The organism is Halorubrum tropicale (assembly GCF_001280455.1).
Lineage (GTDB): Archaea > Halobacteriota > Halobacteria > Halobacteriales > Haloferacaceae > Halorubrum > Halorubrum tropicale.
On record NZ_LIST01000001.1, the window covers coordinates 386,412 to 408,609 of the forward strand.

Consider the following 22,198-nt stretch of genomic DNA (forward strand, 5'->3'; position numbering starts at 1 on the left):
GGAGCCGTGATAACGGACCGTCGGCGGACACCGCCAATGCCCCCGCCGTGAGACGGGCGCACGCTCGCTGTGCTCCTCAGTCGCTCGCGCTGCTCGCTCCCTGCGGGCTGCCGTCGTCATCAGAGCGCGGAGCGTTCTGATTGGCTCACGAGCGGTTGCCCTCGTGAAGGCCCGTGCCCGCTCACGGCTGCCCCTTTGCGTCCCGCTCCGCACAGACCGCACCTCGCGCCTCCCCAGCCTCGTCGGCCTCCCTCCGGTCGGCCGACTCCCTCGCGCGGTGCTGTTCGCGGCCGCCACCGGCGGCCGCTCACGGGCGCGCGCCGTCGATACGCCTTTGTCGCCGGACGAGCGAACGGTCGCGTATGGTCCTCGGTCTCCTCGTTCCGGCAGCGGTCTCGTTCGTGTTCGCCGCGATCGCGGCGTACGTGGGCGCCCTCCGCGCGCTGGAGGTGTACTTCGACCCGCATCAGGACAGCGTCTTCCTCATGGACGACCGCGACCCGCCGCGGCGTCAGTGAGGACGCGGCGGCCCCCCGACGCGTCGCCCGCCGAGCGCCCGCAGGCCTCAGTCGTCGCCGAGCAGTTCGACGAGCAGGGCGTTCTGCGCGTGCATCCGGTTCTCCGCTTGGTCCCAGACGAGCGCGCGGTCGGATTCGAGCACGTCGTCGGTGATCTCCTCGCCGCGGTGCGCGGGGAGGCAGTGCATCACCCTCGCGTCGGTGCCGGCGAGCAGGTCGGCGTTCACCTGGAACCCGTCGAAGGCGGCGAGCTTCTCGTCGCGCACGTCCTCCTGGCCCATCGAGATCCACACGTCGGTGTACACCACGTCGGCGTCCTCGACGGCGGCCTCGGGGTCGGTCGTCGGCGTCACGTCCAGCCCGAACTCGGCGGCGCGGTCGAAGACGGAGGGGTTCATCCCGTAGTCGGCGGGGGTGGCCACCTCCACGTCGATCCCGGCCATCGCCGCGCCGACGACGAACGACTGCCCGACGTTGTTGCCGTCGCCGACCCACGCCACCGTGGCGTCCGCGCCGACCGTCTCGCGGATCGTGAGGAGGTCCGCGAGCGTCTGGCAGGGGTGCGCCTCGTCGGTGAGTCCGTTGATCACGGCGCAGTCGGCGTACTCCGCGAGCACCTCGACGTCCGCGTGGTCGAAGAGGCGCGCCATCACGCCGTCGACGTAGCGGCCGAGGACGCGCGCGGTGTCGCGCAGCGGCTCGCCGTGGCCCAGCTGGATGTCGTCGGGGCCGAGGAACATGGCGTGGCCGCCGAGCCGCGTCATCCCGGTCTCGAAGGAGACGCGGGTGCGCGTCGAGGGCTTCTCGAAGATCATCCCGAGCGTCGCGTCCGCCAGTCGGGGGTCGGTCTCGCCCGCCTTCATCGCGGCGGCGCGGTCGAGCAGGGCGTCCAGTTCGGCGGGCGTCACGTCGTCGATGTCGAGGAAGTCGTCGGTGGCGAGTGGCATCGTTGGGTGGTGTGGTGTCGTTGGAGACCGGTCGAGTTCGAAGGTCGCGGCGGTCGGTCAGCGTCGCTCGCGGCAGACCTCGGTCAGCACGGACACGGCGCGGTCGAGGTCGGGCAGCGGGAGCCGCTCGTCGGGCGCGTGGTCGAGGTCGGAGTTCCCGGGGCCGTAGGTGACCATCGGGCAGTCCCACGCGGCCGCGAAGAGGTTCATGTCGCTCGTGCCGGTCTTCCGGAGCAGGCGCACGTCGCCGCCGGCGCCCCGGATCGCGACGCGGAACGCCCGCGCGAGGTCGGTCCGGGGGCTCTCCATCACCGGCGGCATCGGCTCGCCCCAGTGGACCGAGCCGGTGGTCAGCTCGGCCTCCGCCAGCTCGTGGATCTCGTCGACCGGCCGCGAGGGCGGGACCCGGAGCTGGACGTCCATCGTCGCCTCGACGGCGAGCCCGTCGTCGCTCAGGCCGCCGTCGACCGAGATGGGCTTCGTCGTCACCTGGTCGAAGACGGCGGTCTCGTCGTCGTCGGGGGTGAACGTCTCCTCGACGCCGTGCCACCAGTCGATCGCGTGCTGGATCGCGTTCGGCTCCGGCCGCGAGGAGTGGCCCGACTCGCTCGTGTTCACGTACGTCCCCTCCAGCAGGCCGCGGTAGCCGAGGGTGATCCCCCGCCAGCCCGACGGCTCGCCGTTGATCACCGCCTCGGGCGCGTCGCGGTCGCCGATGAGGGCGCGCGCGCCGCCGGAGTCGACCTCCTCGCGGACGACGCCCGCGAACGAGACGCCCGTCTTCACCGCCGCGACCGCCATCGCGACGAGCGGGCCGGTCGCGTCGACCGCGCCGCGGCCCCACAGCACGGGGTCGCCGGGATCGCCGACGCGCACGTCCGAGGGCTCGGGCAGCTCGCCCTCGGGCGGCGCCGGCCGCACCTCGACGGGGATGTCGCCCGGCACCGTGTCGACGTGGGAGGTGAGGAGGACGGCGTCGTCCGCCGGCGCGCGGACGTTCCCGGCGTCGTCGATCCACGCCTCCCGGCCGTTCGCCTCGAAGAAGTCGACGAGCCGCTCCGCGGCCCGCTCCTCCTCGCCCGACGGCGAGGGGATCGAGACCATGTCGTACAGCAGCTTCCGGGCGGGCGTGTCGCAGGCCGCCGGGTAGCCGCCGCCGGCGACCACGTCGCCGCCCTCCTCGGACGCGGCGTCGGCCTCACGTCCCTTCCCGGCCGCCATCAGCCGATCACCTCCTCGATCGCGTCGACGACCGCGTCGGCGTGCCCGCGTTCGATCGTCAGCGGCGGGAGCAGGCGGAGCACGGTCCGCCCCGCGGGGAGCGCGAGGATCTGGTGCTCGATGGCGAGGTCGCGCAGCAGCCGGTTCGAGCCGCGGCGCACCTCGATCCCCACCATCAGCCCGTCGCCGCGCACGTCGCGCACGTCGTCGCCGAGGCGGTCCCGGAGCTCGCCGCGGAGGTACGACCCCACCTCGTCGGCGTGCGCGGGCAGGTCCTCGCGCTCGATCACGTCGAGGGTGGCGCCCGCGGCCGCGGAGACGACCGGGCCACCGGAGAACGTCGAGCCGTGGTCGCCGGCGTCCGCGGCGATCCAGTCGCGGCACAGCGTCGCGCCGATCGGGAGCCCGCTGCCGAGTCCCTTCGCGGTCGTGAGGATATCCGGGACCACGTCGTGATTCTCCGCGGCCCACATCGACCCGGTCCGGCCGAGCCCGGTCTGGATCTCGTCGAGGATCATCGCGGCCCCGCTCGTCGCGGTCGCGACCCGGACGGCCTGGAGGTACTCGGTTGAGACGGGGTTGATCCCGCCCTCGCCCTGGAGCGGTTCTAGGATGACCGCGGCGGTGTCCTCGTCGACGGCCTCGCGCATCGCGTCGGCGTCGCCGTACTCGACGAACTCGACGCCGCCCGCGAGCGGGCCGAACCCCTCCTTGTACTTGTCCTTCCACGTCGTCGCGAGCGTCCCCATCGTCCGGCCGTGGAACCCCTGCGTGGTCGCGACGATCTTCTCGCGGCCCGTCGCGTGCCGGGCGAACTTCAGCGCGGCCTCGTTCGCCTCCGTGCCGGAGTTACAGAGCCAGACGTTGTCGATGTCGACTGGCGCGAGCTCGGCCAGCCGCTCGTACAGCGCCGTCCGCGCCGCGTGCGGGTACGACGCCTGAACGTACATGAGCTCCTCCAGCTGGCTCGTCGCGGCGTCGACGACCTCGGGGTGGCAGTGGCCGACCGGCGTACAGGCGTAGCTGGCGCCGAAGTCGAGGTACTCGGTGCCGTTCGCGTCCGTGAGGTGGACCCCGTCGCCCGAGGCGATCTCGATCGGCTTCTCGGAGAAGACGAAGCCGCTCACGCGGTCTCACCCCCTTCCTCGGGGGCCTCGCCGCCGCCGGCGTCGTCGCCCGCGCCGTCGCCGAGCGCGGACCGCTCGATGGCCGTCCCCTCGCCGCCGAGCGCGGCGACGACCGGGTCGCGGACGTTGGCGTCCGCGATCACGACGCGGCCGGCGCCGCCCTCGAGCGCCTCCGTCGCGGCCATCACCTTCTTGCCCATGAACCCCTCGGCGGCGTCCTCGACGGCCGCCAGCTCCTCGGGCGTCGCGGCCGCGTCGATGCGCGTCTCGGGGTCGTCCGGGTCGGCGTACACGCCCGACACGTCGGTCAGGAGGACGAGGTCGGCGCCGAGCGCGCCGGCGACCGCCGCGGCCGCGCGGTCGGCGTCCGCGTTGACGGGTTTCACCTCGCCGTCGCCCTCGTCGCCCGCCATCGGCGGCGAGACGACCGGGGTGTAGCCGTCGTCGAGGAGGCCGGCGAGCAGGTCGGCGTTCACCGACTCGATCCGTCCGGAGTGATCGCCGCGGCGGATCTTCCGCTTGCCGTCTTCGACGACGCGGACCGCCGACTTGCGGGGCCCGGAGAGGAGCCCGCCGTCGACGCCCGAGAGGCCGACCGCGTCGACCCCGGCCGACCGGAACCGCGCCGTCAGCTCGGTGTTGAGCTTGCCCGCCATCGCCATCGCGAACGCCTCCATCGTCGCCGCGTCGGTGAAGCGACCGGTGACGCCGGAGGCGGACTCGACGTATTCGGGCTCGATGCCGAGCCGTTCGAGCGTCTCGTCGACGACCGTCGAGCCGCCGTGGACGACGACGACCTCGCGGCCGTTCGCCGTCAGGTGCGCCACGTCGCCGACCGCGCCGGCGGGGTCGACCGCCTTCGCGCCGCCGACCTTCACGACGACCGGGGGCTCGTCGGCGGCCGCGCCGCCGGTCCGCTCCCCGCTCATGGCGATCCCACGGGGTGGAGCCCGTCGAACTCGAGGCCGGCGGTCTCGGGCAGCCCGAGCGCGACGTTCGCCGCGTGGACCGCCTGTCCCGCCGAGCCCTTGGTCATGTTGTCGATGGCCGAGAAGACGACGACGCGCCGGTTCCCGGGGTCGAGCTCGAAGCCGACCTCGCCGTGGTTCGTCCCGGCGACCGACTTCGGCTCGGGGTAGCGGTAGACGCCGCCCCCGCCCGAGACGATCCGCATGAACGGTTCGTCGGCGTAGGCGTCGCGGTACGCGCCCCACAGGTCGCCCTTCGAGACCGGCTCGTCGGGGAAGACGTGGCAGGTCGCGCTCGCGCCGCGCACCATGTCGACCGCGTGGACGGTGAAGGAGACGGAGAGGCCGAGGTACGCCTCGATCTCCGCCTCGTGGCGGTGCCCCGTGGGCGCGTACGGGCGCACGACGCCCGACCGCTCCGGATGCGAGGAGGCCGCGCCGCCGCCGGCGCCGCCCTCCGAGGAGCCGACCTTCACGTCCACGACGACCTCGCCGGCCTCGGGACCGAGCGCGCCCGCGTCGACGAGCGGCTTCAGCCCGAGGATCGCCGCGGTCGCGTTGCAGCCGCCGCCGGCGATCAGGTCGGCGCCGGGGAGATTTTCGCGGTTGATCTCCGGGAGCGCGTACTCGGCGCGTTCCAGGTACTCGGGCGACTCGTGGCCGTCGTACCACTCGTCGTAGGCGTCGGCCTCGGGGAGCCGGAAGTCCGCCGAGAGGTCGACGACCGTGTCGGCCGCCTCCAAGAACTCGTCGACCCGGCCCATCGAGACGCCGTGCGGCGTCGCCGCGAACAGCACGTCGACCGACGCCAGGTCGTCTGGGTCCGAGAAGCGCAGGTCGAGCCCGCGCAGGTTCGGGTGCGAGCGCCCGACGGTCATGTTGTCGGCCGACCGCGAGGTGGCCTGGACGACCTCGAATCCCGGGTGGCCGGCGAGGAGCCGCAGCAGCTCGCCGCCGGTGAAGCCGGTGCCGCCGACGACGCTCGCGGTGTACGTCTCCGCGGTCGCGTCGCCGCCGTCGGTCGTGTTCACGCGTCCACCCCCGCGACCGATCCCTCGGCGAACTCGCCCGCTTTCGCCTCCAGCCAGTCGACGACCCGCGCCGGAACGTCCACATCGGTGGCCGCGTCGAGCGCCTTGAACTCGACGGTGTGGTTCACCTCGTGGACGGTGTAGTCCTCCGCGCCGCCCTCGGCGGGGTCGGCGTCCGCGTCGACGCCCACTTCCATCAGGTCGACGCCGAGCATGCCGCCGCCGACCGCGTCCGAGGCCTTCTCGACCAGTTCCGTCGCCCGCTCGTCGAGGTCGAACGACTCCGTCTCGCCGCCCTTCGCGGCGTTCGTGAGCCAGTGGTCGGACGACCGCGTCATCGCCGCGACCGGCTCGCCGTCGACCGCCAGGACGCGGACGTCGCGGCCGGGCTTGTCGACGAACTCCTGGACGTAGAACACCTTGTGCTCGTAGTGGCCGAGCGTCTCCTTGTGTTCCAGTATCGCCTCGGCGGCGTTGCGAGAGTCGATCTTCGCCATCAGCCGGCCCCACGAGCCGGTGACCGGCTTGAGGACGCACGGGTAGCCGAACTCCTCGATCGCTTCCAAGGCGGCCTCCTTCGTGAACGCCACCTCCGTCGCCGGGGTCGGCACGTCCGCCTCGGCGAGCGCGAGCGAGTTCCTCGCCTTGTCGGCGCAGACGTCGCCCGTCTCGGGGGAGTTCACCACCGGGACGCCGTAGCTGTCGAGGAAGCGGGTCGCGTACAGCGACCGACTCGTCGACAGGCAGCGGTCGACGACGAGGTCGAGGTCGTCGACCGCCGCCGTCGTGGACTCCAGCCCGAACCGCTCCTTCCGGACGTCGATCTTCTCGACCTCGTGGCCCCGGTCGCGAAGCTCGTCGAGGAGGAGCTTCTCGTCTTTCCGGATCCGAGAGTAGAGGACCCCTACGCGCATGTCGACCACTCGCGTGTCGCGGCCGTGGCGGTCGTCGCCATCTACTCGCCCCAGTCCTCCTCGAGCTCCGGCGCCTCCTCCAAGACGACCGGGTCGAGCGAGATGACCTCCAGTTCGGTCCCGGTGACCGGACTGTCGATGATCTCGCCGACCTCGACGTCGGCCGGGATCTCGATCTCCTCGCCCGTGATCGGGTCCTCCGCGGTCAGGGTGTCGGTGTCGCTCGTCATCGTGCTCACATCTCCGCCGTGAACGGGCATAAAGGCTTCGAACTTGTAAGATAATTTATACAAAGTAGACCGGCCGCTAACGGAAGCAGATCGGCGAAATACCGGCGTGTCGAGATCGAATGTCAGATCTCGGTAGTAAGTATGTCCCCCTACGGGGACGGTCGTCGTCGTCGGTCGGGTCGGTCCCGACCGAGCCGACGCCGACCTCGCGGGCGTCGCGGCTCAGACATAGCGGTCGACCTCCGCGTCCAGCGCCTCGCTTGCGTCGGCGAGCGCGTCGCGCTCGGCCGTCAGCGCGGCCTCGTCTCCCTCGATCCCCGCCTCGGCGTCGGCGAGCGCGTCGGCGAGCGCGTCGGGCGCCGGTCCCCCGACGGAGTCGCGGCTCGCGACGCTTTCGGCCGGGTCGAGCGTCGACTCCACGTCCTCGCGGCTCACGTACGCGGAGAGGGGCTCGCCCGTCACCTTTCGAGCGGCCTCGTCAACTTTTGCGGCCGCCGCGGCCGGCGAGTCGTCGTCCGCGACCGTCTCCGCCGCGGCCGCGACGATCTCGTGGGCCGTCCGGAAGGGTAACCCGCCGGTCGCGAGCAGGTCGGCGACGCCCGTGGCCGTCGAGAACCCCTCTCCGGCGGCCGTCGCGAGCGCCGCCTCGTCCCACTCGGCGGTCGCGACCGCGCCCGCGGCGACCTCGGTCGCCTCCCGCACGTCGCCCGCGACCTCGAAGACGCTCGCGTGAGCGCGCTGGAGGTCGCGGTTGTAGGCGCGCGGGAGCCCCTTCAGCAGGCTCAGCGTGCCGGTCGCCTCGCCGATCGCGTCGCCCGCCACGCCGCGGGTCAGCTCCAGCGTGTCGGGGTTCTTCTTCTGGGGCATGATCGAGGAGGTGGAGGCGTACGCGTCGGCCAGTTCGACGACGCCCTTGTTCGAGAAGACGATCAGGTCCTCCGCGAGCCCCGACAGCGTCGTCGCGAGCGTCGCGAGCGCGCTCGCCGACTCCGCGAGGAAGTCGCGCGCGGAGGCGGCGTCCATCGAGTTGCGGACCGTCCCGTCGAAGCCGAGCAGCCCGGCGGTGCGGTCGCGGTCGACGTCGAACGGGGTCCCCGCGAACGCGGCCGCGCCGAGGGGCGACCGGTTCACGCGGTCGTACGCGTCGAGCAGCCGCTCCGTGTCGCGCGCGAGCCCGCCCTCGTACGACAGCAGGTAGTGTCCGACCGTCGTCGGCTGGGCCGGCTGGAGGTGGGTGTACCCCGGCATCACCGTCTCCGCGTGCTCTTCGGCGACCTCGACGAGGGCCTCGCGGGCCGCGACCGTCGCCTCGACGGCGTCGAGCAGGTCATCGCGCAGGCGGTAGCGGATACACGTCGCCACCTCGTCGTTGCGCGAGCGGGCGGTGTGCATTCGGCCGCCGTCCGGGCCGACCCGGTCGATGACCGCGGTCTCGATTGCCTCGTGGACGTCCTCGCCGGCGGGGAGTTCGCCGTGCCCGGCGGCCTCGACGGCGTCGAGCGCGCCGAGGATCTCGCCCGCGACCGCGTCGTCGACGATCCCCTGTTCCGCGAGCATGACCACGTGCGCGCGGTCGACCGCGAGGTCCGCCTCGAAGATGGCCGCGTCGGCCGCGAGGCTCGACAGGAACTCGCGGGCGGGGCCGCCGCTGAAGCGGTCGCGGCGGACGGCGGTGTCGCTCCCGCCGCTCGCTCCGCCGTCGGCGTCCGCCGCGGCGTCGGGATCGTCGTCGGTCATCTACTTCCCGTCGTCCGTCGCGTCCGGTTCACCGGATCCGTCGGTGGCCAGTTCGGGCTTCGAGACGCTCGCCTTCACGTCGTTCGCGAGGCGCTCCTGGAGGCCGTGGTACTTCGCGACGCCCGTCGCGTCGGACTGCGCGATGCCCGCCACGTCCTCGGTGTTGAACGAGGCCATCTCCTCGGAGTAGACGGCGTACTCGGAGTCGCGCGCGACGACGCGGCAGTCGCCGCCCGAGACCTTCACCGTCGCCGTGCCGGTGACCACGTCCTGCGTCTCGTCGACGAAGGCGTTCAGCGCGTCGACGACGGGCGCGAACACGAGCCCCTCGTAGGCCTTCTCGGACCACTCCTGCTCGATCCCCTTCTTGAACGAGCGCTCGTTCTTCGTCAAGACGAGGTCTTCGAGCGCCTGGTGGGCGGTCAAGAGGACGGTCGCGGCCGGGTGCTCGTAGTTCTCGCGCACCTTCAGCCCGAGCATGCGGTCCTCCATCACGTCGGTGCGGCCGACGCCGTAGCCGCCGGCGTACTCGTTGAGGTGCTGGATGAGCGGGACCGGGTCCATCGCCTCGCCGTCGACCGCGACCGGGACGCCCGCCTCGAACGTCACCTCGATGGTGGTCTCGCCCTCGGGCTCCGCGGTCCACTCGTAGATGTCCTCCGGCGGCTCGTAGTCCGGGTTCTCCAGCTTCCCGCCCTCGACCGCGCGCGACCAGATGTTCTCGTCGATGGACCAGACGCCGCCGTCGCCGGCCTCGACGGGAAGGTCCTTCTCGGCGGCGTAGTCGATCTCCCACTCGCGGGTGAGGCCCAGCTCGCGCACGGGGGCGATCACGTCGAGGTCGGAGCCGCGCCAGACCGCCTCGAAGCGGAGCTGGTCGTTGCCCTTCCCCGTACAGCCGTGCGCGATGGCGTCGCAGCCCTGCTCCTCGGCGACGCCGAGGATCGCCTCGGCGATGACCGGACGCGCGAGGGCGGTGCCGAGCGGGTAGCCCTGGTAGCTGGCGTTCGCCTTCACCGCATCGAAACAGAGGTCCGCGAACTCGTCTTTCGCGTCGACGACGTGGATGTCGAGCCCCAGCGCCTCCGCGGTCTCTTCTGCCTCGTCGAACTCCTCCGTCGGCTGGCCGACGTCGACGTTGACGCCGATGACCTCGTCGTAGCCGTACTCCTCTTTCAGCAGCGGTACGCAGACCGTGGTGTCGAGTCCCCCGCTGAACGCGAGTGCAACGCTCGTCATTACCAGTGTACACCCGGCCTAGACCTTTAAATTCAGCGGTTTTAATACTGTAAGAAAAACACGGGGCGGCCGCTCGCGGAACGCGGAGTCGGGACTCTTCGGAACGGAGCGGCGCGAACGCGACGAGAGGTGAGGATTACTGGCCCGAAGGGCCTCGTCGTCGCGCCGCGCCGGAGGCCGGTCGCGGCGGTCGGACATCTCGTCGCGGTCGCAGGGCTCGTCGGTCTCGGAGAAGGGCGGCGTCGAGACGAGCCGCTGCGGTCATCACGTGTACGTATCCGATCTCCGGTATAAAACTGTTCCGCACCGCTCCACCGTCGCAAGGCTTGCCGGACCGGTTCCCGAGGGCGTCCGCCCGACTACAGCGCCTCGCGGTACGCCGCCAGCGTCTTCTCGACGTCCTCCTCGGTGTGCGCGTAGGAGGTGAACTGGCACTCGAACTGGTTCGCGGTGAGGAACACGCCGCGGTCTTTCATCTCCTGCCAGAACACGCGCTCCCAGCGGTCGGTCGCGGCGTCGGCCACGTCGGCGCCCGTCTTCGGGCAGGCGTCGTACCGGGCGCAGTCGGGGTCCTGTCGGCAGCCGCCCGCGCAGCAGGCGTCGACGTCGTCGGGCGCCTCGCGGGTGAACACCGTCTTGAACATCGAGTCGGTGCCGACGACGGTGTACTCCGGCGCGCGCTCGGCGCAGATCTCGGCGATCCCCTCGCGGAGCTTCCGACCGAGGCGGTTGACGTGCTCGTACACGTCGTTCTCGGCGGCGTACTCCAGGCCGGCCTTCCCGGCGGCCATCGTCACCGGGTGCCCGGAGAAGGTCCCGGACTGGAACACCTCGCCGGCCGGGGTGAACCCCTCGACGATCTCCGCCTTCCCGCCGATGGCGCCGACGGGGAAGCCGCCGCCGATGATCTTGCCGAACGTCGTCACGTCGGGGGTGACGCCGAACTTCGACTGCGCGCAGCCGAGGCCGCCCACCCGGAACCCGGTGATCACCTCGTCGAAGATCAGAAGCGAGCCGTGGTCGTCACAGAGGTCCCGCAGCGTCTCGTGGTAGCCGTCGACGGGCATCACGATCCCCATGTTGGCTAAGATTGGCTCCACGAGGACGGCGGCGATGTCGTCGCCGTGCTCCGCGAACACCTCCTTGGCCGCCGCCGGGTCGTTGAACGGGATCGGCAGGGTGTGTTCGGCGAACGACTCGGGGATCCCCGCCGTCGAGGGGTGCGCGTCCCCCGGCGACCCCTCGACGAGGGTCGACTCCTGCGCGCCGTGGTAGCCGCCCTGCATCACGACGATCTTGTCGCGGTCGGTGTGGCCGCGGGCGAGCCGCACCGCCGACACCGTCGCCTCCGTGCCGGAGTTGACGAAGCGGATCGACTCCACGCTGGGGACGTGGCGAGCGACGAACTCGGCGTGTTCGACCTCGACCTCCGTGGGCGCGCCGTACATGGGCCCCTCCGCGACGTGGGACTGGACCGCCGCCTCGACCGGGTCGGGGAGGTCGTGGCCGTACAGCAGCGGCCCGTACCCCATCACCCAGTCGACGTAGCGGTTCCCGTCCGCGTCGATCACGTGGCCGCCGTCGCCGCGCTCGACGAAGAACGGATGCGGCATCGTCGCCCGGACCGAGGAGTTGACGCCGCCGGGCATCGCCGACAGCGCGCGGTCGTACAGCCCGCGCGAGCGCTCGTGGTTCATACCGATCGGTTGGGGCGTCGGGCTGAAAGTAGTTGCCGAACCGGGCGAACCGCTTCGGACGCCGAAAAAACGACCCGTCGGACCGCGCGTCGCGCGCCTACACCGCCTCCGGACCGGTCGCGCCCGTCCGGACCTGTAGCGCGTCCTCGACGGGCATGATGAACACCTTGCCGTCGCCCGCCTCGCCGGTCTTCGCGGCGTCGGCGATGGCGTTCGCGACCTCGTCGGCCGGGATGTCGGCGACGACGACCTCGACTTTCACCTTCTGGTGGAGGTCGACAGTGAACTCCTCGCCGCGCCACTGGCCGGTCTTCGCGGGCTGGGAGCCGCGACCGGAGACGTTCGTGACGGTGAGCGACGGCGCCTGCACCTCGGCGAGCGCCTGCTTGATGTCGCCGAGCTTGTCGGGCCGGACGACCGCCGTGACCATCTTGATCTGCGTGCCCGCCTCCGCGCCGCCGTCGGCGCGCGGCGACCCGCCGTCGGACTCGGTCGTGTCGACGACGGCCGGGCCGCCGTCGGTGGCGACGCGGTCGCCGCCGAACTCGGGGTAGGTCTCGACGCCGTGCTCGGAGATGTCGAGCCCCTCCTGTTCGTGCTCCGGCGTGACGCGCGCCTCGCCGGACGTCTTGAGCACGTACCAGACCGCGGCGGTCGCGGTGATCGTCCAGCCGCCGATGATGACCACGCCCACGAGCTGGGCGACGAAGTGCGCGCCGATGCCGGCGCTGAGCTGGCCCGGCGCGGCGACGAACGGGAACAGCAGCGTGCCGAGCACGCCCGCGCTCCCGTGGACCGGGAACACCGCGCAGACGTCGTCGATCTTCAGCGTGTCGGAGACGAACTCGAAGACGATCGGGAGCTGCGCGCCTGCGAGGCCGCCGACGACGACGGCGCCCCACCACGCCGTGGTGTCGGGGATGGCGGTGATGCCGACGAGACCGGCGAGCAGGCCGTTCGCGACGTACAGCGTGTCGACCTTCCCGGTCTTGAGCCACACGACGAGCGCGGCGCCGATCCCGCCCGACGCCATCGCGATCGTCGTCCCCATCGCGACGAGGTTGAGCGTCAGCGTGTTGAACACGCCGCCGCTGACGACGGACGCCGTGCCGACGTTGAAGCCGTACCAGCCGAACGCGAGGACGAGCGTCCCCAGCACGGCGAACGTCAGCGAGTGGCCGGGGATGACGTTCGTCGAGCCGTCCTTCGCGTAGCGGTCCATCCGCGGACCGAGGACGGCCGCGGCCGTGAGGCCCGCGATACCGCCCATGCCGTGGACGATCATGCCGCCCGCGAAGTCGTGGAACGCGACGCCGGTCAGCTGAGCGACGAGCCCGTCACCGGAGGCCGACCAGGTGAACGCGATGACCATCGGGTAGATGACCGCGGCCAGCAGGAACGTGTACGTGACGTACGCGCGGAGCTTCGCGCGCCCCGCGACCGCCCCGGAGACGATCGTCGCGGCGGTCATCGCGAAGACGGCGCCGTAGAGCCAGTTGACGTACGGGCCGACGACGCCGGACTCGACGGCCATCTCGCCGCCGGAGAACAGCGCGCCCGCCGCCGACATGATCCCCGCCGACCCGTTCACGAGGCTCGTGAACGCCGTGCCGATGAGGAAGAACACCGTCACCCCGACGCTCCAGGTCAGGAGGTTCTTCGTCAGCTGGTTCGCGACGTTCTTCGAGCGTACCTGGCCCGCCTCTAGCATGGCGAAGCCGGCGTGCATGAAGAAGATGAGGAAGGTGACGACGAGGATCCACGTTCCGTTCATCGCGGACGCGAACGTGCTCGGGTCGATCGTCGCGAGGACGCCGGCCGTCACGCTTCACCCACCTCTACTGAACGCGCGTCTGGTTCGAACCGTGTTTCGCTCGTGTTCATGCGTTGAATCACGTCTCGACTCCCGGGAACGCCCACATATAAACGTTCGAGTTGGGTTTCTCAAAAAATGTGTTTGATAATACGCCGTACGTCAGATATAAAGACGAAGATATGTAATATAAGGATGTTTAACGCGAGATTCCGCGGCAATCGTTGCGAGAGAACCGAACGGACGTATTATCAAAAAGTTGCTATTTCACCGCCGATCGGGTGGAATCCGGCGCATCGCGCCGAGGCGCGGGCGGTCGTGGCAAAAATCGCCACAGCCAAATCGCGTCTACCGGTGAAAAAGGCCCCCTACCTGTCGATATCGGGCGTTTCGGCGGCGTTCGAAGAAAGTTGACGTTCGTCAACCGGCCGCGCGGTCGGGCGACCGCCCGTCCGATCCGCGCGAGCCGCCCGCCCGACGCGCCGCCCGCGGGGAGACCGACCCGCCGGTCACTCGGGCTTCAGCCCCTCGTTCTGGACGCGCATCACGGCCTCGCCGTCGGCGAGGTTCGGCGCGTCGACGAGGCGGACGATCCGCTTGTCGCCCTTCGACTTCCGGAGGTAGATCCGGAAGGTAGAGGCGTGCCCGAGGATGTTGCCGCCGATCGCCTGGGTCGGGTCGCCGAAGTAGGAGTCCGGGTTCGACGCGACCTGGTTGGTGACGAGGATGGCGGTGTTGTACAGGTCGCCGAGGCGCATCAGGTCGTGGAGGTGCTTGTTGAGCTTCTGCTGTCGCTCGGCGAGCTCGCCGCGGCCGACGTACTCCGCGCGGAAGTGCGCGGTGAGCGAGTCGACGCAGACGATCCGGATCGGCCACTCCGTCTCCTCGTGTTCGCCGGCAAGCTCCTTCGCCTTCTCGGCGAGGAGGATCTGGTGGTTGGAGTTGAACGCCTTCGCGACGTGAATCTGGTCGAGGAACGCCTCGACGAGCGCCGCTAACGCCTCCTCGTCCGAGGGCGTGCCCTCGATCTCGCGGCGCTCCATCTCGTCGGCGAGGATCTCGTCGTCGAGCCCCCGGACCATGTCGTCGATCCGCTCCGGGCGGAACGTGTCCTCGGAGTCGACGAAGATACAGCCGCCGTCGAGGCCGCCGTTCTCCGGCTCCAGCTGGACGTTGACCGCCATCTGGTGGGTGACCTGCGACTTGCCGGACCCAAACTCGCCGTACACCTCGGTGATCGACTGGGTCTCGATGCCGCCGCCGAGGAGGTCGTCGACCTCGTCGATCTGCCAGGAGAGCTTGCCGATCTCCTGGCGGCGCTCAAGCACGCTCGCGCCCGTCTCGAACCCGCCTACGTCGGCGGCGTCGCGGGCGGCGTTGATGATGTCCGCGGCGGACGACTCGCCGATGTCGGCGGTGTTGGACATCTCGCCGGGGCTCGCGACCGCGATCGACTGGTAGCTCTCGAATCCGTTGTCCACGAGCTTGTCCGCGGTCGCCGGGCCGACGCCGGGGAGGTCCTCGAGTTCGTCTTCAGGCATGTACACGGTCCTTGTTCGCCATCGGGTATAAAGACTGGTTTACACCCGAGTGAAAGTGAAACGGACGCGGCGAGTCCGCTCGCTCGCGGTTCGCTCGCTCTCGAACGGACTCGCCGGAGCGGATGCCCCGACGGGCCGGTGAAACTGGTCGGAGGGGCGCCGCCGCGGCGGGTGCGCGCCTCGGGCGTCGCCGCCGCGAAAAGGACGTGACGCCGACCGAGGGGGCCTCAGAAGCCGACGCGGCGGACGTAGTCGAGGTCGCGGATCTCCACGAGCAGGTCGCCCGACAGGTCGGCGTCGGTGATCACGTACAGCTTCGGGTCGTCGGTGAACTCGGGGTCCTCGCTCAGCACCTGTCGGATCGAGACGCCACGGTCGGCTAAGATTCCGGTCACCTCGGCGACGATCCCGGCCTCGTCGGCGGCCGCGACCTCGATGGTGAGCACCGTGAGGTCCAGGACGGGCGCTAAGTCCATCAGGCTCGGTACCGACGAGATGTTGGTGAAGATGCGCTTCAGCTCGGGGTCGGCCAGGATCGCGTCCGTCGTCGAGTCGACGACGCGGCGGTCGACGTCGAGCTCGCGCGCGATGCCGGTGTACGGGATCTCGATCCCGCCGGAGACGACCCGGCCCTCCTCGTTGACCGAGAAGCCGCGCTCCAGGAACAGCCGGATCACCGCCTGCTGGCTGGGTGACCCCTCGAACTTCTCGAGGATCTCGTCGAACATTCGTTGCTACGGATCGGCGATACGAGGGGTTAAAAAACGGGGTCCCGTCGCAGCGGTCAGTTCGCCATCGCCGAGTAGACGCCCCCGAGGACTGCGCCGTAGACGACGTGGCCGACGAGGCTCTCGACTCCGACGTTCGGCAGCGGAGGCGCGCCCGCGAAGCCAACGGCGCCCAGCCAGATCGGCATCACGACGACGGCGAGCGCGACCCACACGACGAGGCCGTAGCCCGCGCCGGCGCCGACGCCTGTCCCGATCGAGTCGCCGAGAGCGGGTCTCAGGCTCGCGATCGCGACGAGTCCGAGACCGATGATCGCGCCGTGGGACACGTGGATCACCCAGCCGAGGGCGCCGGCGGGCCCCGCGATGCCGTACATCGCCGGGATCCCCATCTTGAGGACGCCGGGCGTCAGTATCGACATCATCGCGCCGAAGGCGAGCGCTCCGACGATGCCGCCGGTCACGCCCGCCTGCCAGCGTCCGGTCTCGGTCGGTACGTCGGTCGCAGTCGCAGTTTCTGTGGCCATGTCACTACCGAGGTGGCCTGAGAACCGGTAATAGATGCCGGAATAATGCGACTCGCTCGCACCGACCCCAAAGAAATATATATTTGTTGAAGCCTCAAATACGGACTAAAATCGGCTCGCCCCCCGCCGGACCACTTCCGCCTCGCCACCCCACCCCTTTTGGCCGGTGGCGCCGAACCCCACCCCGTGTCAGAGTCGCCGCACCTGCGGTTCTTCCCGTACGAGGAGCCCTACCCGAACCAGCGCGAGGCGATGGACAGGGTCGCCAACGCGTTAGACCGGGGGCAGGACGTGCTGTTCGAGGGGGCGCCCGGGACGGGCAAGACGCTCTCCGCGCTCGTGCCCGCCCTGGAACACGCCCGCGAGCACGACCGCACGGTCGTCATCACGACCAACGTCCACCAGCAGATGCGGCAGTTCGTCGAGGACGCCCGCGCCATCACCCGCGAGGAGCCGATCCGCGCCGTCGTCTTCAAGGGGAAGTCGTCGATGTGCCACATCGACGTCGACTATCAGGAGTGTCAGACCCTCCGGGACACCACCCGCGAGATGGTCGAGACGGAGTCGGAGGTCCGCGAACTGGAGTCGCGACAGCGCGAGCTGTTAGCCGAGAGCCGCGAGGGCGACGCGAGCGCCGCGGAGGCCCGCGAGGCGATCATGGACGAGCTCGACGAGCTGGAGGGCGAGCTCGACGAGTACGAGGCCGCGAACGTCTGCGAACACTACCGGAACAACCTCACCCGCGACACCGACGAGTTCTTCGGCTGGCTGTTCGAGGACGTCCGGACCCCCGAAGACGTGTACGCGTACGCCGACGAGCGCGAGCTGTGCGGCTACGAGCTGCTGAAGGAGGGAATGGAGGGCGTCGACCTCGTCGTCTGTAACTACCACCACCTCCTCGACCCGAACATCCGCGAGCAGTTCTTCCGCTGGATCGACCGCGACCCGAGCGAGATAATCACCGTCTTCGACGAGGCGCACAACATCGAGGACGCCGCGCGCGACCACGCCACCCGGACGCTGACCGAGAACACCTTAGACGCCGCGCTCGACGAGCTGGCCGACAGCGACGATTCCCGCGCGGAGCCCGCGGAGAACGTCCTCCGCGCCTTCCGCGACGCCCTCGTCGAGACCTACGAGGACGGGCTCGGGTTCGGCGGGGTCGACGAGAACTGGGAGGACGTCTCCATCGCCAACGACGACCGCCGCGACGACCTCACGCTGGCGTTCCTCCGCAACTACGAGGGGCGAGGGATCGACGCCGAGGCCGAGCTCGCCGTCCAGCTCGGGCAGGCGATAGACGAGGAGTACGAGCGCCGCTACCGCGACGGCGAGGCGACGACCCGCTCGGAGTCGCAGACGCTCGCGGCCGCCCGGTTCGTCGCGACGTGGATGGACGAGGGGGCCGAGTTCGGCCAGTATCCGGTTGTCTCCGTCCGGCGCGACGCGGGCACCGACGAGGTGTACGGGCGGGCGGAGCTGTACACCTGTATCCCGCGGAGCGTCACCGGCGAGCTGTTCGACGAGGTGGCCGCCTCGGTCCTGATGAGCGCGACGCTGCGCCCGTTCGACGTGACCGAGGACGTGCTGGGGCTGGAGGACGCCGCGTCGATGGCCTACGAGATGGGCTATCCCGAGGCGAACCGCCGGACGTTCGCCGCCGACGTGCCGCCGCTTTTCGCCTCGGACCGCAACGACCCGGAGACCCAAGAGGCGGTGTCGTCGCTGCTCCGCGACGCGATCCGATTCACGCCGGGCAACACGCTCGCCTTCTTCCCCTCGTACGCGGAGGCCGAGCGCTACCACGAGCGGCTCACCGGTCCGGGCGGGGCGGCGTCCGGCGGCGTCGCCGAGGGCTCCGGCAAGGCGGGCGCGGCCGACCTCGGAACCGTCTACCTCGACGGCCCGGGCGTGGACGAGGAGCGGCTCCGCAGCGAGTTCGTCGAGAGCGACGGCGCCGCGCTGTTCACGTCGCTGTGGGGGACGCTCGGCGAGGGGGTGAGCTTCGACGGCGACGACGCACGCACGGTCGTCGTCGTGGGCGTCCCGTACCCGCACCTCTCGGACCGCACCCAGGCCGTTCAGGACGCCTACGACCGGGCGTTCGCGGACCGCGACCGCGCCCGCGACCCGGGGTGGACCTACGCGGTCGAGATCCCGACGATCCGCAAGACGCGGCAGGCGCTCGGGCGCGTGATCCGCGGGCCCGACGACTTCGGGGTTCGAATCCTCGCGGACCGCCGCTACACGACCGCCGACATGGGGAAGTACTCGGTTCGGTCCGCGTTCCCGCCCGAGGAGCGCGAGGAGCTGCTCGACGTCGACCCGACGAAGCTGAAGTTCGCGATGCTGAACTTCTACCAGGACCACGACGCCTACAACGGCCAGCCGCCGTCGCCGTGAGGCGGTCGCGGGCGGGGTCCGCCGCCGCGCCGCGGTCGTTCGCGAGGACCGCCGGCGACCCTACCCCGGCATCGACGCGATCAGGATCGAGGCCACGAGCAGGAGCCCGCTGAGCAGCGTCGTGACCACGCCGTGGATCAGCGTCATCGCGAGCACCGTCCGCCGCGGCTGCTCGTAGCTCCACCAGAACATCGTCCCGTCGACGAGGAGCGCCGCGAGGAGGATGAGCGCCCCGGAGAGTTCGAACGCGTTCCCGACGACGCTGATCACGGCGGGCAGGGGCCCGACGTAGAGGGCGCGCCGGGGGTCGACGTCGCCGAGGACGTTCCGGGCCGCGATGTGCGCGGTCACGGAGAGGAACAGCGCCAACAGGACGGTCGTCCCGAGCACGGAGACCGGCGTCACCGTCTGTAAGAGCATGGTCGGTCTACGGGGCGACGACTAAAAGTGGTCGCGGAACGCGGCCGCGTCGGTCCCGCTCCCGTCGCGGGGTCGCGGCGTCACCCCAGCAGTCCGAGCCCGTTCAGCTCCTCGACGATCACGTCGACGGCGGCGGCCGCGTCGTCGGCGCTGGTGCCGCCGGTGACGACGACCTTGCCGCTGCCGAACAGCAGCGCGACGACCTCCGGCTCGTCGAGGCGGTAGACGAGCCCGGGGAACTGCTCCGGCTCGTACTCGATGTGCTCCAAGCCGAGGCCGATCGCGATCGCGTTCAGGTTCAGGCTCTCGCCGAGGTCGGCCGAGGTGACGATGTTCTGGACCGTTATCTCCGGGTCCTCGATCGGGATCTGGAGCGCGCGGAGCTCCCCGAACACGGTGTCGAGGCTCTCGTGGACCGCCTCGATCGAGTTCGCCCCCGTACAGACGATCTTCCCCGACCGGAAGATCAGCGCGGCCGATTTCGGGTCCGTGGTCCGGTAGACGAGCCCGGGGAACTGCTCTGGGTCGTAGTCGGCGCCCTCGAGGTCCATCGCGACGCTCTGGAGATCGAGCTCCTGTCCGATCCCCGTGGAGGCAACGACGTTCTCTACGGTGATCGTCTCCTTCGGGTCGGCCGTCATCACCTCGATTCTCGCCCGAACGCACTTAAATGGTGGCCGGCCGGAACCGCCACGCTATTGCCGCCGCCGCGCGGAGCCGTCGGCGTGTACTGGCTCGAACTCGCCGGCGAGACGGACGCCTTCGCGGCCCGCGAGGCCGCGACCGCCGCGACCGGCGTCGACCTCCTCGCGCCGGGAGTCGCGCGCACCGGCGGGATCGATCCCGATCACGCCGGCCGGCTCGCGTACACTCGCGCCGCGCACGAGGCGATCGCGCGGACGGACGCCGACGTCGACGCCGCGGCCGCCGCGCTTCGGGCCGCGCCGCTCGACCGATCCGGGAGCGTGGCGGTTCGCGCCCGCGACGTCCGGGCCACCTCCGGCGTCTCGACGGGGGCGGCCGAGCGCGCGCTCGGCGGCGTCCTCGTCGACCGCGGGTTCGAGGTCGACCTCGACGACCCGGACCACGTCCTCCGCGCGCTGTTCGCGGCCGGCCCGCGCGCCGAGCACGACGCGGTGGCCGGCGCGGACGGCGGCGACGCGGACCTGTGCGCCCTCGGCTGGGTCGCGGTCGAGGCGGCCCGCGACTTCGCGCCGGACCCCACCGACCGCCCCTTCTTCCAGCCGGGGAGCATGGCCCCGGCCGACGCCCGCGCCTACGCCAACCTCGCGGGCGCGGCCCCGGGCCGGACCCTCCTCGACCCGATGTGCGGCACCGGCGGCCTCCCGCTGGAGGCCGGCCTCGTCGGCGCCGACGCCGTCGCCTGCGACGCGCAGGCGAAGATGGTCCGCGGCGCGCGGCGGAACCTCCGCGAGTACCTGGGCGACGCCGGCGGCGAGGGGTCCCCCGACTGGCACGTCGCGCGCGGCGACGCGACCGCGCTCCCCCTCCCCGACGACGCCGTCGACGGCGTCGCGTTCGACGCCCCGTACGGCCGGCAGTCGAAGATCGCTCGCCACGAACTGGCGGACCTCGTCGGGGGCGCGCTCGACGAGGCCGCCCGGGTCGCGCCGCGCGCGGTGCTGGTCGCGGACCGCGACTGGCGCGCCCCCGCCCGCGCCGCCGGCTGGACGGTCGACGCGGCGTTCGAGCGCCGGGTCCACCGCTCGCTGACGCGGCACGTGCTGGTGCTGCGCCGCGGCGACGCGAGGTGATCGGCGGCGAGCGCGGCGGGGATCCCGCCGGACCGAGAGTGAACGACCGATCGGCGGAATCGATTCTCTCCGGGGCTCGCGCGACAAGTTTCAGTTTCGCCCCGGCGCCGGGCAACGGTTAAGTGCGCGGCCTCTCGTGGTACTCGCATGACCGGGGACGCCGGGGACATGCTCTCGTGGGACGAGTCCGTGTTCCGCGACGAGTCGGTGTTCGAGATCGACCACGTCCCCGAGACGTTCCGCCACCGGGAGAGCCAGCTGGAGAACCTGAAGTACGCGCTCCGCCCCGCGGTCCGCGGCTCCCGCCCCCTCAACACGATGGTCCGCGGCCCGCCCGGGACCGGCAAGACCACCGCGGTCCAGAAGCTGTTCGGCGAGCTCGGCGCCCGTACCGAGGTGCGCACGGTCCGCGTCAACTGCCAGGTCGACTCCACGCGCTACGCGGTGTTCTCCCGGCTGTTCGAAGGGATATTCGAGTACGAGCCGCCCTCTTCGGGGATCTCGTTTAAGAAGCTGTTCGGACAGATCACGGACCGGCTCGTCGAGGAGGACGAGGTCCTCGTCGTCGCCTTAGACGACGTGAACTACCTGTTCTACGAGAACGAAGCCTCCGACACCCTCTACTCGCTCCTGCGGGCCCACGAGGCGCACTCCGGCGCGAAGATCGGCGTCATCGTCGTCTCCTCCGACCTCGGGCTCGACGTGATCGACGACCTCGACACCCGGGTCCAGTCCGTCTTCCGCCCCGAGGAGGTGTACTTCCCGGTCTACGACGCGACCGAGATCTACGACATCCTCGCGGAGCGCGCCAAGCGCGGCTTCCACGAGGGGGTCATCGGCGACGCCGAACTGGAGCGCGTCGCGGACCTCACCGCCGAGAGCGGCGACCTCCGTGTCGGGATCGACCTCCTGCGCCGGGCGGGACTCAACGCCGAGATGCGCGCCTCGAAGACGGTCTCGGAGGCGGACGTCGAGGACGCATACGACAAGTCGAAGCACGTCCACCTCTCGCGGTCGCTCCGCGGCCTCTCCGACTCCGAGCGCGACCTCGTCCGCGTCCTCGCCGAACACGACGGCGAGCGCGCCGGCGCGGTGTACGACGCCTTCAACGACGCGACCGACCTCGGCTACACCCGCTACTCGGAGATCATCAACAAGCTCGACCAGCTCGGCGTGATCGACGCCGAGTACGCCGACGTCGACGGCCGCGGCCGCTCTCGCGAGCTCTCCCTCGCCTACGACGCGGAGGCGGTGCTGGACCGGTTGGAGTGAGCGGTCCCGCCCCGTCCCGCCGTCTCCGCCTCGTATCGCCCTCTCCGCCCCGCCGTCTTCCTCCCCGACGCCTTTTCAACGCCGCCGCAC

20 protein-coding genes are annotated in these 22,198 nt (G+C 70.9%); 4 read left to right on the forward strand and 16 right to left on the reverse strand.

Annotated elements, in window-relative coordinates; all coding sequences use genetic code 11:
• Positions 1-362 precede the first annotated feature (362 nt).
• The gene (locus AMR74_RS18940; protein WP_167551886.1) at positions 363-518 is read left to right on the forward strand and encodes a hypothetical protein; all 156 of its coding nucleotides are present in this window, start codon (positions 363-365) and stop codon (positions 516-518) included.
• Positions 519-565: 47 nt separating this feature from the next.
• Here AMR74_RS18940 and argF read toward each other — a convergent pair whose 3' ends face one another.
• From argF to AMR74_RS01805, 14 genes are all read right to left on the reverse strand, one after another.
• Complete coding sequence (argF, locus tag AMR74_RS01740; protein WP_053770345.1) at positions 566-1,465, reverse strand: ornithine carbamoyltransferase; 900 nt, start codon at positions 1,463-1,465, stop codon at positions 566-568.
• Between the two features lie 57 nt (positions 1,466-1,522).
• A complete protein-coding gene (locus tag AMR74_RS01745; protein ID WP_053770346.1) occupies positions 1,523-2,686 on the reverse strand; it encodes a [LysW]-lysine hydrolase in 1,164 nt (387 codons plus the stop codon).
• A complete protein-coding gene (locus tag AMR74_RS01750; RefSeq protein WP_053770347.1) occupies positions 2,686-3,813 on the reverse strand; it encodes an aspartate aminotransferase family protein in 1,128 nt (375 codons plus the stop codon). Before AMR74_RS01750 ends, AMR74_RS01745 begins: the two co-directional genes overlap by 1 nt.
• The gene (locus tag AMR74_RS01755) at positions 3,810-4,742 is read right to left on the reverse strand and encodes an acetylglutamate/acetylaminoadipate kinase (protein WP_053770348.1); all 933 of its coding nucleotides are present in this window, start codon (positions 4,740-4,742) and stop codon (positions 3,810-3,812) included. Before AMR74_RS01755 ends, AMR74_RS01750 begins: the two co-directional genes overlap by 4 nt.
• On the reverse strand, positions 4,739-5,812 hold the full coding sequence (gene argC / locus AMR74_RS01760) for an N-acetyl-gamma-glutamyl-phosphate reductase (RefSeq protein ID WP_053770349.1): 1,074 nt from the start codon (positions 5,810-5,812) through the stop codon (positions 4,739-4,741). Before argC ends, AMR74_RS01755 begins: the two co-directional genes overlap by 4 nt.
• Positions 5,809-6,726 carry a lysine biosynthesis protein LysX gene (gene lysX / locus AMR74_RS01765; protein WP_053770973.1) on the reverse strand — a complete coding sequence of 306 codons (918 nt, stop codon included), beginning with the start codon at positions 6,724-6,726 and terminating at the stop codon, positions 5,809-5,811. The genes argC and lysX overlap by 4 nt, the downstream gene beginning before the upstream one ends.
• Before the next feature lie 41 nt (positions 6,727-6,767).
• Positions 6,768-6,956 carry a lysine biosynthesis protein LysW gene (lysW, locus tag AMR74_RS01770; protein WP_004599337.1) on the reverse strand — a complete coding sequence of 63 codons (189 nt, stop codon included), beginning with the start codon at positions 6,954-6,956 and terminating at the stop codon, positions 6,768-6,770.
• A gap of 222 nt (positions 6,957-7,178) precedes the next feature.
• Complete coding sequence (gene argH, locus AMR74_RS01775) at positions 7,179-8,693, reverse strand: argininosuccinate lyase (RefSeq protein ID WP_053770350.1); 1,515 nt, start codon at positions 8,691-8,693, stop codon at positions 7,179-7,181.
• Positions 8,694-9,932, reverse strand: coding sequence for an argininosuccinate synthase (locus tag AMR74_RS01780; RefSeq protein WP_053770351.1), 1,239 nt, complete (start codon positions 9,930-9,932; stop codon positions 8,694-8,696).
• A 359-nt stretch (positions 9,933-10,291) separates the two neighbouring features.
• Positions 10,292-11,629, reverse strand: coding sequence for a glutamate-1-semialdehyde 2,1-aminomutase (gene hemL, locus AMR74_RS01785; protein ID WP_053770352.1), 1,338 nt, complete (start codon positions 11,627-11,629; stop codon positions 10,292-10,294).
• A gap of 97 nt (positions 11,630-11,726) precedes the next feature.
• Complete coding sequence (locus AMR74_RS01790) at positions 11,727-13,454, reverse strand: ammonium transporter (protein WP_053770353.1); 1,728 nt, start codon at positions 13,452-13,454, stop codon at positions 11,727-11,729.
• A 497-nt stretch (positions 13,455-13,951) separates the two neighbouring features.
• Positions 13,952-14,983, reverse strand: a complete 1,032-nt coding sequence (gene radA / locus AMR74_RS01795) for a DNA repair and recombination protein RadA (RefSeq protein WP_053770354.1) — start codon at positions 14,981-14,983, stop codon at positions 13,952-13,954.
• 227 nt (positions 14,984-15,210) lie between these two features.
• Complete coding sequence (locus tag AMR74_RS01800) at positions 15,211-15,711, reverse strand: ACT domain-containing protein (RefSeq protein ID WP_053770355.1); 501 nt, start codon at positions 15,709-15,711, stop codon at positions 15,211-15,213.
• A gap of 56 nt (positions 15,712-15,767) precedes the next feature.
• A complete protein-coding gene (locus AMR74_RS01805) occupies positions 15,768-16,238 on the reverse strand; it encodes a hypothetical protein (RefSeq protein ID WP_053770356.1) in 471 nt (156 codons plus the stop codon).
• Positions 16,239-16,424: 186 nt separating this feature from the next.
• Between AMR74_RS01805 and AMR74_RS01810 the strand changes: the two genes are divergently transcribed.
• Entirely contained in the window at positions 16,425-18,641 is a 2,217-nt protein-coding gene (locus AMR74_RS01810) for an ATP-dependent DNA helicase (RefSeq protein WP_053770357.1), read from the forward strand.
• Positions 18,642-18,701: 60 nt separating this feature from the next.
• Here AMR74_RS01810 and AMR74_RS01815 read toward each other — a convergent pair whose 3' ends face one another.
• Positions 18,702-19,061, reverse strand: a complete 360-nt coding sequence (locus AMR74_RS01815) for a DUF7473 family protein (protein WP_053770358.1) — start codon at positions 19,059-19,061, stop codon at positions 18,702-18,704.
• 80 nt (positions 19,062-19,141) lie between these two features.
• Positions 19,142-19,702 (reverse strand): TATA-box-binding protein, encoded by a 561-nt coding sequence (locus AMR74_RS01820; RefSeq protein ID WP_053770359.1) that lies wholly within the window; start codon positions 19,700-19,702, stop codon positions 19,142-19,144.
• A gap of 84 nt (positions 19,703-19,786) precedes the next feature.
• Between AMR74_RS01820 and AMR74_RS01825 the strand changes: the two genes are divergently transcribed.
• Together AMR74_RS01825 and AMR74_RS01830 are read left to right on the forward strand one after the other, a co-directional pair.
• Positions 19,787-20,836 carry an RNA methyltransferase gene (locus tag AMR74_RS01825; protein ID WP_053770360.1) on the forward strand — a complete coding sequence of 350 codons (1,050 nt, stop codon included), beginning with the start codon at positions 19,787-19,789 and terminating at the stop codon, positions 20,834-20,836.
• A 147-nt stretch (positions 20,837-20,983) separates the two neighbouring features.
• Positions 20,984-22,108, forward strand: a complete 1,125-nt coding sequence (locus AMR74_RS01830; protein ID WP_053770361.1) for an ORC1-type DNA replication protein — start codon at positions 20,984-20,986, stop codon at positions 22,106-22,108.
• Positions 22,109-22,198: the final 90 nt, after the last annotated feature.